This is a genomic window from Psychromonas sp. CNPT3 (assembly GCF_000153405.2).
GTDB lineage: Bacteria > Pseudomonadota > Gammaproteobacteria > Enterobacterales > Psychromonadaceae > Psychromonas.
This window is the reverse complement of record NC_020802.1, coordinates 1,768,801-1,781,021: the sequence shown is the minus strand read 5'-3', so window position 1 is coordinate 1,781,021 and position 12,221 is coordinate 1,768,801. Positions and strand designations below refer to the sequence as shown.

The following is a 12,221-nucleotide window of genomic DNA, read 5'->3' as shown; positions in this document are numbered from 1 at the left end:
GATAGTATAAACTGCTTTTTTTATCTAAGAGTTGAGAGAATGGCTGAAGTCTCCCGTAGTGCGTTACTAATGTATAGCGCAGATGAAATGTACCAATTGGTCAACGATGTAGAATCTTACCCCGCGTTTTTACCGGGATGTGTTGGTGCGCAGTTATTAATGCATGAAAACAATATGATGCGTGCTCGCGTTAAAGTCTCTAAAGCGGGAATAAGTCAGAGTTTTACGACAGAGAACGTTTTAACGCCAGGTAAACAAATAGAAATGCATTTATTAGAAGGCCCTTTTAAGTCGCTCAGTGGTGGCTGGGTTTTTATACCCTTAGATAGCCAAGCGTGTAAGGTCTGTTTCGATTTAAAATTTGAGTTTAAGAGTAAATTAATTGAGCTGGCGTTTGGGCGCATTTTTAAGGATTTAGTGGGCTCAATGGTAAAATCTTTTGCGGAGCGTGCTAAGTCTGTTTATGGCGAACGTTAATAAAGTAGAGGGGATAAAAATGAGTGAAATGATTGATATTGAAGTGGTATACGGGCTTCCTCATAAGCAAGTATTATTGTCGGTGTCGGTACCCGAGGGAAGCTCAATTGAGCAGAGCCTGCATCTTTCAGGCATAACCCAGCATTTTCCCCAAATAATAATTAGTGAGGCAAAGGTGGGGATTTTTAGCCGTATTGAAAAATTAGACTATACGTTAAAAGCGGGAGATAGAATTGAAATATATCGCCCTCTAACGGCCGATCCTAAAGAAATGCGCAAGTTACGCGCAGCTAAAATGGCACAAAAAAACAAATAAAGGCAAACTTGCCAATATTTGTCGTATCTATGCTTTTTCGGCTTCAACTTGCATCTCTTCAACAAGTGGGCTAATTTCAATTTCCTTTTCTTTTTCAATGCGTTGTAAAATTCTATTTTCAAACTTTAAAACGATTTGTTGTTGCTGGATAGCTTCGCCACCGGGCTTGATATAACGAATATAATACCAGCTAGAAGAATCAAAGGGATCCACTAACATCGGAGAGCCTAACAGGAAGATGACTTGTTGCTGATCCATTCCGAGTTCAAGTTGCGCCATTTTTTGGGTATCAATGTAGTTACCTTGGGTAACATCAATTTGATAAACAAAAGTATCATAAAGAGATGAGCAACCCGAAAGTGCACTGACAAGAAAAAGAGAAACAATAGTGTTTTTAATTAGCATGATTTTGATAGCAACTTTAAATAATAACAAAAAGAGCCTGAATAATACCCAAGGCAGAGGGCGTTGTAAATTATAGAGAGTGGCTGTTTAGGGCTTAAAGTGACTTTTTTTACGATAAAAGGGATATAAATGCGTAAGAAGTGCTCTCACCCTTTAAATTTACCCTAAATATTAGTAGAATTCACCTTTGTTTATTTAACTTGTCTTGTGAAATTATTGAATGCCTTTATTTGCGATTGGAATTAACCATCAAAGCGCCTCTGTCTCATTGCGAGAAAAAGTGGCGTTTTCACCCGAGACACTCGCGCGTGCGTATCAAGACTTATTAAAGCAAGATGGCGTATTAGAAGCGGTGATCGTATCAACGTGTAATCGCAGTGAAATATACTGCAATTTAAGCGGTGAGAGTTGTCAGGTTGTGATCAACTGGTTATGTCATTTCCATGGTGTAGCGCTTACCGACCTAGTCGATAGTTTATATTGTTATACAAATGATAAAGCGGTGCAGCACCTTTTTAGGGTCGCTTCAGGTCTGGACTCTTTAGTATTAGGCGAGCCTCAAATATTGGGGCAAATAAAACAAGCGTTTGTCAGCGCTGGGCAAGCAAAAAGTGTAAAGAAAGTGTTGCAACAATGGTTTCAACAAACTTTCACTGTTGCCAAACAAGTACGTACCGACACGCAAATCGGTGCGAATGCAATTTCAGTCGCTTTTGCTGCTGTGTGTCTTGCCAAGCAAATATTTAGCGACCTTGCGCAGAGCCATGTTTTATTAATTGGTGCTGGGGAGACGATTGAGTTAGTCGGTAAATATTTAGTTGAGCATAATGTGCCTAATATCACCATTGCCAATCGCACCTTATCAAGGGCGATGGATCTTGTTGATCAATTTGATGCGCAAGCTATCACGCTTGAAGAGATCCCTAAGCATTTGCCGTATGCGGATATTATTATCTCATCAACAGCAAGTCCTTTACCTATTATTGGTAAAGGTATGGTTGAAAGTGCGTTAAAGGCAAGACGTAATCAACCCATGTTATTTATTGATATTGCAGTGCCTCGAGACATTGAAGAGCAAGTTAATGAATTACATGATGTTTATTTGTATAGTGTCGATGATTTACACGGTATTATTGAAGAGAATAAACAAGCGCGACAAGGCGCAGCTATTGAAGCTGAAAAAATTATAGAATTGTGTGTGATTGAGTTTATAACTTGGATTGAATCACTAAAATCGGTTGAAAGTATCCGCCGTTATCGCGAAAAAAACGAGTTATTGCGTGATACTTTGTTAGAGCATGCCATTGCATCATTGCATAAAGGTAACAGTGCAGAAAAAGTGATGCGCGAGCTGGCTTTTAAGTTAACTAATAAAATTATCCATGATCCTACGCGTGCACTCAAACTTGCAGGTCGCGCTATTGATGATCATGAACTACAAATATTACGTTCAGCATTAGGTTTGAACGATGAATAAAACGTTAAAAAAGAGAAAAATATGAAAGCATCAATTGTTGCAAAATTAGAGGGATTAGTTGAGCGCTATGAGGAAGTTCAAGCGTTACTTGGCGATCCTGCGACCTTAGCGGATCAAGATAAATATCGTAAATTAACCAAAGAGTATTCTCAACTTGAAGTCGTTGTGCTTAGTTTTAAAGGTTATCAAGGTGCGGTTGAAGATCTTGAAAGTGCAAAAATGATGCTTGAAGACGATGATCCTGAAATGCAAGAAATGGCCGTTGAAGAAGTAAAAGAAGCCAAAGCAACGTTAGAAACGCTTTCATCTGAATTAGAAATCTTGTTATTACCTAAAGATCCTAATGACGATCGTAACTGTTATATCGAAATTCGCGCCGGTGCGGGTGGGGATGAAGCCGCTATTTTTGCCGGAAACCTTTTCCGTATGTACAGCAAATACATTGATAGTAAAAAATGGCGTTTAGAAATAATGAACACCAACGCCAGTGAGCAAGGGGGCTATAAAGAGGTCATTGCTAAAATTGAGGGCGAAGGTGCTTACGGTATTATGAAGTTTGAGTCCGGTGGTCACCGCGTACAACGTGTTCCAGAAACTGAGTCGCAAGGGCGAATTCATACCTCTGCATGTACGGTTGTGGTGATGCCTGAAGTTCCTGAAGCTGAAGCTATCGTTATCAATCCTGCCGACCTTAAAGTGGATACGTTCCGTGCATCTGGCGCAGGTGGTCAGCACGTGAATAAAACTGATTCGGCGGTGCGTTTGACGCATATTCCTACGGGCACAGTGGTCGAGTGTCAAGATCAGCGTTCACAACATAAAAACAGAGCGCAAGCGATGTCTGTTTTACAAGCGCGTTTACAACAAGCTGAAGACGAAAAAAATCATGCGGAAGAGCAAGTTATCCGTCGTAGTTTAGTAGCAAGTGGCGATCGTAGTGAACGTATTCGTACTTATAACTATCCGCAAGGACGTGTGAGTGATCATCGTATCAATTTAACCTTATACTGTTTGCATGATATTTTAGAAGGTGAGTTAGATGCCTTACTTGATCCTATTTTACTTGAAGATCAAGCCGATAAATTAGCAGCACTTGCGCAGAGTGATTTTTAATTGCGCATAGATGCCGCCGTCGTCTGGGCGAAATCATTATTGCTTAAAAGTGACAGTGCGTTACTTGATGCACAGGTATTACTCTGTTTTGTTTTACAAAAAGAGAGTGTGTATTTAATGACGTGGCCTGAGCGCCTTTTAACAGATATGCAAAAAGAGGCTTATAAAGCTCTGATTGATGAGCGTATCAAAGGGGTCCCTGTTGCATACTTAACGGGCACTCGTGAGTTTTGGTCTTTGCCTTTTAAGGTGAATGCCTCGACGCTTATTCCGCGTGCAGATACAGAAACATTAGTTGAATATGCATTACAAGTTTGCTCACCTAACTCGCATATTTTAGATTTAGGGACGGGCACAGGCGCAATTATTTTAGCGCTTGCCAGTGAATTGCCTCATGCGCAGTGTAGTGCGGTTGACTTTAATGCAGACGCAGTGCAATTAGCGATTGAAAACAGGCAAGCATTAAAGCTAGATAATGTTAATATTTATCAAAGTGATTGGTTTAGTCAAGTGCATGGGCGCTTTGATCTTATTGTGAGTAATCCTCCGTACATTGATAAAGAGGATCATCATTTAGCCGAAGGCGATGTACGTTTTGAGCCTTTATCGGCTTTAGTCGCAGATGACAAAGGACTGGCAGATATTCATTTAATTGTAAGCCAAGCGCGCTTATATTTAAAAACCAATGGCACGTTAATGATTGAACATGGCTTTGAGCAAGGCGAGGCGGTACGTAATATATTCCGCCTTTTTGAGTTTGATGAAATAAGAACAGAGTGCGATCTCGCGCGCAATGAGCGCATCAGTATCGCTATTTATAAAGGATCAAAATAATTATGTATGCTTTTTTAAAACATACCCATTTAACATTAATTTTAATTGCGGTGATCTTTTTTATCGTTAACTTTATCTGGCTACAACGTGGGCATAAAAATGCGCAAAAAGCCATTTTCAAAAAAATATTATTACATACGCATTTAACGGTTTTAGCATTTGGTCTTATCTTAGCTTGGTTATTACAAATAGATCCTTTTGTGAGCTCTGGATATTGGCTGTTAGAAAAACTAATTGCATTTGTAGCGTATTTATTTATGGTCAACCGAGCGTTAAATGCACAAAAGAGTCGCCCAATACAGTGGCTGTCTTTTGTCGGTGCATTTGGGTGGTTGGCATATATTGTGTATTTAGTAACCATGAAACAAGCGATATTATTGGTAGGTTAAAGTGGCAGAGCAAAATAATGAAAGCAGTTTAGAGACGTTGCAAGACGTGACGCAAGTGATGAATGCCGACTTTGAGTTTGAAACGCATTCTTTATTACATGCAGCCCTTAAGATAGAAGCTGAGATAAACGGACTCGATGTTGATGCTTTCAACGCTAGTTTACGTCTGCAGCAAATTGTTATTGAATCTAAATTAAAAGTGTTTAACGCAGCAGATAAAAGCAAATTAGTGGCGTTATTAGAGATCCTTTATCAGCAATTAGATTACCAAGGTGATTGGAGAGCCTTTTATAAGGTCGAAAACGCATTGTTATCACAGGTATTTGAACGTCGAAAAGGGATCCCTATCAGTTTAGGTATTTTACTGCTTGATATTTTAGAGCGTTGTGGTTTTAAAGCCCAAGGAATATGTTTCCCAAGTGGCTTTATTGTGGCTATCCATCTTGAAGATGAGCTCGTTTATCTTGATCCCTTTACCGGTGAATTGCCGAGTTGGAATCAATTAGAGTTAAAAGTGCGTGGCCAATTAGGTGATCATGCACGATTGAATTTAGACATGTTAAAACTCGACAGTAATGAGAATGTTATTAAGCGTTATATTCATGTCTTAAAAGCGGCTTACGTACAGGCAGAGAGTGTTGAATTGGCTTTAGTGTGCAGTGATATCATATTAAGACTGGATCCTGACGATGCTTATGAAGTGCGAGATCGTGGTTTTTTATTCCAACAATTAAATTGTTTAAGCTTAGCTTGTGATGATTTTGAATTTTTTATCCAAAAGCATCCACAAGATCCCTTGGTGAAGATATTAAAAAAACAGATCCAATATATGAGTGTTAAAGAGCAAGTTATCCATTAGAGAGAGCGTAATGAAACAGCAAAAAATAATTAAAGTCGGCAATATTGATGTTGCTAATGATCTGCCATTTGTTTTATTTGGTGGCATGAATGTATTAGAGTCTCGTGATTTAGCCATGCGTATGGTTGAAAAGTACGTTGAAGTGACCAGTGCTTTAAACATCCCTTATGTATTTAAAGCGTCTTTTGATAAAGCAAATCGCTCTTCTATCAATAGTTACCGTGGTCCGGGCCTTGAAGAAGGTTTACGTATTTTTGAAGAGATCAAAAAAACGTTTAATGTGCCGATCATCACAGATGTGCATGAACCTCATCAAGCAGCTGCTGTTGCCGAAGTGGTTGATGTGATTCAATTGCCCGCTTTTTTAAGCCGTCAAACGGATCTGGTACAAGCGATGGCATCAACGAATGCTGTGATCAACGTTAAAAAAGCACAATTTTTAGCACCGCACGAAATGGCACATATCATTACTAAATTTAAAGAAGCGGGTAATGATAAAATTATTTTATGTGAGCGTGGTAGTTGTTTTGGTTATAACAATCTAGTGGTTGATATGCTGGGCTTTAGCACTATGAAAGAAACCGGATATCCGGTTATTTTTGATGTAACACATTCACTACAAAAACCGGGTGCGCGTAGTGACAGTGCGGATGGTCGTCGTAGCCAAGTGGTACAATTAGGGCTTGCCGGTATGTCACAAGGTATTGCAGGATTATTTTTAGAATCACATCCGGATCCAAGCAATGCAAAATGTGATGGTCCTTGTGCATTAGCCTTAGACAAGTTAAAACCTTTCCTAACGCAAATGAAGCAAATGGATGAATTAGCGAAAAGTCTAGATGCTATCGATACCGAATAATCTTAAAATGACGAAATCGAATCGATTTTTTCTATTTATGGCAAGCATGCTGGGGGCGACGGGCGTCGCACTTGGCGCTTATGCAAACCATGGTTTATCGACTTGGGCAAGTTTGCAGCAAGTCGATTACTTTCAGTTAGCCGTGAATTATCAGTTAATACATGCGCTGCTATTATTGATGGTTTCAACGTTAAATTTATTGATGCCGAGTCGTTATTTATTGCTCAGTCAAATATCATTACTCTTAGGCGTCTGTTTTTTTAGTGGTAGTTTATATTTATATGTGTTGATGGGAACAAAAATCGTTGCCATGATAACCCCACTTGGTGGGCTATTATTGATTTGTGCGTGGTTATTTGCCGCCTTATCTTTTATTACAAAGAGTAAAAAATGTTAGGTATTTTATTATATTGTCGTCCCGGTTTCGAAAATGATTGTGCGAATGAAGTTCAAGATAAAGCAAGTGCACTTGATGTTTTTGGGTTTATTAAAACGCAACGCCAGAGTGGCTATGTATTTTATCAATGTTATAACCCAGAAGATGTTTTAGAGCTTGCTAACGGTCTTGATTATTCACAGTTGATTTTTGCTCGTCAAATGATCGTGATAAAAACGTTAATTAAAGACTTACCGCTTGAAGATCGTATCACGCCTATTTTAGAGGTGACGCGCGATTTACCGATGGGAGGGGATTTATACGTAGAAACGCCAGAAGGGGACGAAACAAAACCTCTACTGACTTTTTGTCGTAAATTTACCGTGCCATTACGCCAAGCATTAAAAAAACAAAAGAGCTTAACTGCCAAAGAAAACCGTAAAAAAATATGTTATCACTTATGCTTTTTAGATAATCAATCAGCTTATATTGGTTATTCTTTAGTGGGTAACCGTAATGAGCAATATATGGGCATTATGCGCTTACGTTTCCCAAGTGAAGCGCCGAGCCGCTCTACATTGAAACTCGAAGAAGCAGTGCATACTTTTTTAACAGCAGAAGAGCGTGAAGAGCGCTTTACATCGGGTATGCGTGCGGTTGATTTAGGCGCTTGTCCTGGAGGCTGGACTTATCAATTAGTACGTCAAGGTATGTTTGTAAGCTGTGTTGATAATGGTGCTATGGCGCAAGCATTAATGGACAGTGGGCAAGTCACCCATTATATGGAAGACGGTTTTAAATTTGAACCTGATCGTAAAAATATTTATTGGTTAGTTTGCGATATGATTGAGAAACCTAAGCGGGTGGCACAATTAATAGCAAAATGGTTGGTTGAAGGCTGGTGTAAAGAAACAATCTTTAACTTAAAGCTACCGATGAAAAAGCGTTACCAAGAAGCGCAACAAGATATTAAATTGATCACCGACCAGCTTGAAGAAGCAGGCCTTCAATATCAGTTACAAGCGAAACATTTGTATCATGATAGAGAAGAGATCACTGTCCACATTAGTGTGTTAGGTAATGTATGGGGCAAAAAAGTAGGGCCAGATGAATAATACCAAAGGAACTAAAAAGGTTACCCGTCTTGCTTGTTGAAATTATCCCTACCTGCGTTGTGAGTTTTGAAGTGAGAACAACTATCTCCTACAACTCACGCCTTGCTAGTGTTAATTTTTCCTGCGCAATACATGGAAGCTATATTAATTCCTTTGGTATAACCTTCCCTTATGATGAACTAATAAAAAGCCAGTGTTAAACACTGGCTTTTTTGTGTGTGTTTCTAAATTAAACTTTTATTACCAGCCTTTTACCACACCATTTTTAAAGATTTTAAGGGCACCTTGGTACACCTCTTCAGATTGATATGCCTTAACAAACGTTTGTACGTTGACGGCGTTAACATTGTCGGTACGTGCCACTATCAAGTTAACATAAGGTGATTTTTTATCTTCAACAAATAAACCATCTTTTTCGGGTGAAAGATTAATGCTACTTGCGTAAGTGGTATTGATAATAGCGAGCGCAACATCATCGAGTGAACGTGGTAGTTGGGCGGCTTCAAGCTCTACTATTTTTAAGTTTTTAGGATTCTCAACAATATCGAGAACCGTCGCACTTAAATCACTACCATCTTTTAAGCGAATAAGACCTTGTTGCTCAAGTAAAATCAATGAGCGGCCTAAGTTTGTTGGATCACTTGGTACTGCCACTTGTGCACCATCTTCAAGTTGATCTAATGATTTTATGGTATTTGAATAGCCTGCAATCGGGTATACAAAGGTATTGCCAGCAATACTAAATTTATAATCACGATCTTTAATTTGTTGATCTAAATAAGGCTTATGTTGAAAGACATTGATATCAACAGAGCCTTCATCAAGGGCCGCATTGGGCGTGATATAATCTGAAAAAGTAATAAGGTTTACTTCTAAGCCATATTTCTCTTTAGCCACTTTTGCTGCAATTTCAGCAACTTGCGCCTCAGAGCCTGCAATAACTGCAACATTTATCTTATTATTATCAACCACTTCTTCTTTTTTATCGTTACATCCGGTTAAGGCAATGCATGAGGCCAGACCGACAACGCTTAAAATGTGTTTAATGTTTAATGTCATATGATGTTCCTTTTGTATTAACTAAGAGTGTTTAACGATGATCTACGCGTTTAACAAGATGATCGCCAATCGATTGAATTATTTGAACTAAGATAACCAGCATGACGACGGTGATAAACATAACCGTGCCATCAAAACGCTGATAACCATAACGAATACCGACATCGCCTAAGCCACCGCCACCGACGGTACCTGCCATTGCAGAGTAACCAACGAGTGTAACTAAGGTGATAATACCCGCATTAATAATGCCCGGTAGTGCTTCTGGCAATAATACTTTAATGATAATTTGCAACGGGGATGCGCCCATTGCTTGGGCCGCTTCAACTAAACCGTTCGGAACTTCTAATAAGGCACCTTCGACAAGACGGGCAATAAAAGGGATCGCGCCAATGGTTAAGGGGACGATGGCGGCAGCTGTGCCAATGGAGCTACCCACGATAAACCGAGTAAAGGGAATAATAGCCACTAACAAAATAATAAAAGGAATAGAGCGCCCAATATTAACAACAATGCCTAAAACTCTATTTAAAATGCTGTTTTCAAGTAAGCCATTTTTTTTGCTTATGTGCAGAAGAACGCCTAAGGGAATGCCGATAGCAAAACCGATAAGGCCTGAAGAGAACACCATATTTAAGGTTTGTCCGAGGGCCTCTATTAACAGTTGTATCATGCGGGTGTTATTTTCCCACCATTGTATAATTAAATTAAACGACATATCCTAACACCTCGACTTCTATTTTTTGCTCTTTTAAAAAGGTAATTGCTTCTTTGGTTGCCTCTGGGCTACCGAAGACTTCAGCCAGCATTAAGCCAAATTTTAATCCACCGACATAATCCATGTTTGAGCTTAATATGCTGATATCAATATTAAATTTTCTTGCTAATTGGCTTATTATCGGCGCATCTACGGAGTTGCCCGTAAACTCTAAACGTAAAAGAGGGTAACTATTTTGCACAGGGCTTGCATGTAAACGCGCTTGGTAATCTTCTGGAATGGTTAAATCGAGAGTAGAGCGTATAAAGTCTCGGGCTAATTCAGTTTTGGGATGCGCAAAAATATCACCCACCTTGCCACTCTCAACCAATTTTCCATCACCAATAATAGCGACTTCGCTACAGATCCCTTTAACAACGGCCATTTCATGGGTGATCAGTAAAATGGTCAGGTTTAATGTTTTATTTATTTTGCGCAGTAAGTTTAAAATAGAAAGTGTACTGGCAGGATCAAGGGCACTGGTGGCTTCGTCACACAACAAGACTTTAGGATCTGATGCCAATGCGCGCGCAATCGCCACACGTTGTTTTTGTCCACCACTTAAATTAGCAGGGTAGGTGTCTTTCTTATCGGTTAAGCCAACAAGATCGAGTAAGGTATTTACTTTGAGTTGTATGCTTTTTTTATCGACCCCTGCGAGTTCCAGCGGTAAGGCGATATTGGCAAAAACACTGCGAGATGACAGTAAATTAAAGTGTTGGAAAATCATACCAATTTTACGACGCGCCAAAGTAAGATCGCGAGCCGATAGCGTTGTTAAATCGATACCATCAACAATCACAGCACCTGTCGTGGGGCGCTCTAATAGATTAACACAACGGATCAAGGTACTTTTCCCTGCACCCGATGCGCCGATCACACCAAAAATGCTTCCCTGTGCAATATTTAGATTAATATCTTGCAAGGCTGGGATCTGTTTTTCCCCTTGATAAAATATTTTATTTACGTTTTGAATTTTTATCATTATCTACTCTAAAAATTATTTATAGGTACTTGAATAGACATTAAGACATCTAGACGGCTAAGTCAATAGTTAAACTGTGATCTAAGTAAGCGAGGTAAAAGTAAAGAGTACCTTATTTGTTTTCATACACAGAATAAACTGAGCTTATCTACGCAGCACCCACAGAGAGTACTAAATAAACATTTAATAGTGTTTATTTGTTTTGTATCGCACTTTATTTTATAGATGAGAAAAATAGATCGCGATGCTTAAATTACACGGCCATTTAACTGCAATAAAAAAGCAACAACCTATGTGTAGAGAGGGTTTGCGTCGTTATCGGCACAAGTGGCAGATGAAAACTCATCGCTAGTTGAGATATAATAGTACATATACTTTTGAAGGTTACTTATTCGTCATATTTTTATCGATTTGAGCAGAGGCTATCGTCTTTTATTATTTGAATTGATAATTATTATTGTCTCTTTTTTTGAATATCAGCCTTATATTTATGTATAACGCATCAAGTAATAATGGAAACAGCCGATAAATTTTTAAAAGGAGGTTTTATGAGTCAGCATTTAATCACTCAATTTATTCAGCCCCCCGCGGTTTTTAAATCAATAAATGGGGAAAAATTAGTTAATCATAAAATGAAAAAATATAAAGCCTCAAAACAGGAGAACAATAGTTCACCTGAAGATGTGGCCGAAAGCGTGCATTTGTTAAAAAAGATAAATGTAAAGCAAGAGACTGAGTCAAGCGAGCAGCAAAGCAACGCGAAAGATGAAAACAAAGGTTCAAGTGTCGATGTGTCGGTTTAATTTTCGCAGATGACGATGTGATGCTTTTTCGGGTATTTTTTGGGGAATAGGATGCTTTTCTGCGTGTAAATGCTTAAACGCTAAAATAGGGTGCCAAAGCAACATTCTCGGGCCTGCATAGCGCATGATAGTGCGCGCCTGCTCGCGTTGCTCTTTTTTATAACAATGAATAGGGCATTTATTACAGGTGGGTTTATTTTGCCCGTAGGGGCATCTATCTAACTTTTCGTTCGCATAGCTTAAAAAGGCTTGGCACTCTGCACACGTCTCTTTTGCCGGGTGTTTGTTGTGACAATAAATATTAACCATCGCACGTATCGTTTTAAATTCAACACCTAATCTACCGGGCAATTTTATCATCGTATATTCTTCTTATTAATTTGTATTAACTCACGTA

16 protein-coding genes are annotated in these 12,221 nt (G+C 39.0%); 11 read left to right on the top strand and 5 right to left on the bottom strand.

Annotated elements, in window-relative coordinates; genetic code table 11:
* Positions 1–39: 39 nt before the first annotated feature.
* Together PCNPT3_RS07765 and PCNPT3_RS07760 are read left to right on the top strand one after the other, a co-directional pair.
* Entirely contained in the window at positions 40–477 is a 438-nt protein-coding gene (locus tag PCNPT3_RS07765; protein WP_015465326.1) for a ubiquinone-binding protein, read from the top strand.
* A gap of 19 nt (positions 478–496) precedes the next feature.
* Positions 497–793: an RnfH family protein gene (locus tag PCNPT3_RS07760; protein WP_015465325.1), complete on the top strand. Its 297-nt coding sequence runs from the start codon at positions 497–499 to the stop codon at positions 791–793.
* A 27-nt stretch (positions 794–820) separates the two neighbouring features.
* On the opposite strand, the gene bamE is transcribed toward PCNPT3_RS07760, so the two are convergent.
* Positions 821–1,228 (bottom strand): outer membrane protein assembly factor BamE, encoded by a 408-nt coding sequence (gene bamE, locus PCNPT3_RS07755; RefSeq protein WP_015465324.1) that lies wholly within the window; start codon positions 1,226–1,228, stop codon positions 821–823.
* A gap of 190 nt (positions 1,229–1,418) precedes the next feature.
* Between bamE and hemA the strand changes: the two genes are divergently transcribed.
* Genes hemA through rlmM form a run of 8 tightly spaced genes read left to right on the top strand, consistent with a single transcriptional unit; the run spans position 1,419 to position 8,220 of the window.
* Positions 1,419–2,675 (top strand): glutamyl-tRNA reductase, encoded by a 1,257-nt coding sequence (hemA, locus tag PCNPT3_RS07750; protein WP_015465323.1) that lies wholly within the window; start codon positions 1,419–1,421, stop codon positions 2,673–2,675.
* Between the two features lie 21 nt (positions 2,676–2,696).
* On the top strand, positions 2,697–3,788 hold the full coding sequence (gene prfA / locus PCNPT3_RS07745; RefSeq protein WP_015465322.1) for a peptide chain release factor 1: 1,092 nt from the start codon (positions 2,697–2,699) through the stop codon (positions 3,786–3,788).
* On the top strand, positions 3,789–4,622 hold the full coding sequence (gene prmC, locus PCNPT3_RS07740; protein WP_015465321.1) for a peptide chain release factor N(5)-glutamine methyltransferase: 834 nt from the start codon (positions 3,789–3,791) through the stop codon (positions 4,620–4,622).
* Between the two features lie 2 nt (positions 4,623–4,624).
* Positions 4,625–5,011: a SirB2 family protein gene (locus tag PCNPT3_RS07735; RefSeq protein WP_015465320.1), complete on the top strand. Its 387-nt coding sequence runs from the start codon at positions 4,625–4,627 to the stop codon at positions 5,009–5,011.
* A gap of 1 nt (position 5,012) precedes the next feature.
* On the top strand, positions 5,013–5,870 hold the full coding sequence (locus PCNPT3_RS07730) for a SirB1 family protein (RefSeq protein WP_015465319.1): 858 nt from the start codon (positions 5,013–5,015) through the stop codon (positions 5,868–5,870).
* A 10-nt stretch (positions 5,871–5,880) separates the two neighbouring features.
* Entirely contained in the window at positions 5,881–6,729 is an 849-nt protein-coding gene (gene kdsA / locus PCNPT3_RS07725) for a 3-deoxy-8-phosphooctulonate synthase (protein ID WP_015465318.1), read from the top strand.
* Complete coding sequence (locus PCNPT3_RS07720) at positions 6,710–7,126, top strand: DUF423 domain-containing protein (protein WP_156801513.1); 417 nt, start codon at positions 6,710–6,712, stop codon at positions 7,124–7,126. The genes kdsA and PCNPT3_RS07720 overlap by 20 nt, the downstream gene beginning before the upstream one ends.
* A complete protein-coding gene (gene rlmM, locus PCNPT3_RS07715; protein WP_015465316.1) occupies positions 7,120–8,220 on the top strand; it encodes a 23S rRNA (cytidine(2498)-2'-O)-methyltransferase RlmM in 1,101 nt (366 codons plus the stop codon). The genes PCNPT3_RS07720 and rlmM overlap by 7 nt, the downstream gene beginning before the upstream one ends.
* A gap of 240 nt (positions 8,221–8,460) precedes the next feature.
* Here the strand turns inward: rlmM and PCNPT3_RS07710 are convergent, their stop codons facing one another.
* From PCNPT3_RS07710 to metN, 3 genes are read right to left on the bottom strand one after another with little or no spacing between them, the layout of a single operon-like run.
* The gene (locus PCNPT3_RS07710; RefSeq protein ID WP_015465315.1) at positions 8,461–9,279 is read right to left on the bottom strand and encodes a MetQ/NlpA family lipoprotein; all 819 of its coding nucleotides are present in this window, start codon (positions 9,277–9,279) and stop codon (positions 8,461–8,463) included.
* 31 nt (positions 9,280–9,310) lie between these two features.
* The gene (locus tag PCNPT3_RS07705) at positions 9,311–9,997 is read right to left on the bottom strand and encodes a methionine ABC transporter permease (RefSeq protein WP_015465314.1); all 687 of its coding nucleotides are present in this window, start codon (positions 9,995–9,997) and stop codon (positions 9,311–9,313) included.
* The gene (metN, locus tag PCNPT3_RS07700; RefSeq protein WP_015465313.1) at positions 9,987–11,021 is read right to left on the bottom strand and encodes a methionine ABC transporter ATP-binding protein MetN; all 1,035 of its coding nucleotides are present in this window, start codon (positions 11,019–11,021) and stop codon (positions 9,987–9,989) included. Before metN ends, PCNPT3_RS07705 begins: the two co-directional genes overlap by 11 nt.
* A 548-nt stretch (positions 11,022–11,569) precedes the next feature.
* On the opposite strand from metN, the gene PCNPT3_RS07695 reads away from it, so the two are divergent.
* A complete protein-coding gene (locus PCNPT3_RS07695) occupies positions 11,570–11,824 on the top strand; it encodes a hypothetical protein (protein WP_015465312.1) in 255 nt (84 codons plus the stop codon).
* Here the strand turns inward: PCNPT3_RS07695 and PCNPT3_RS07690 are convergent.
* Positions 11,801–12,184 carry a nitrous oxide-stimulated promoter family protein gene (locus PCNPT3_RS07690; protein WP_015465311.1) on the bottom strand — a complete coding sequence of 128 codons (384 nt, stop codon included), beginning with the start codon at positions 12,182–12,184 and terminating at the stop codon, positions 11,801–11,803. The genes PCNPT3_RS07695 and PCNPT3_RS07690 overlap by 24 nt on opposite strands.
* Positions 12,185–12,221: the final 37 nt, after the last annotated feature.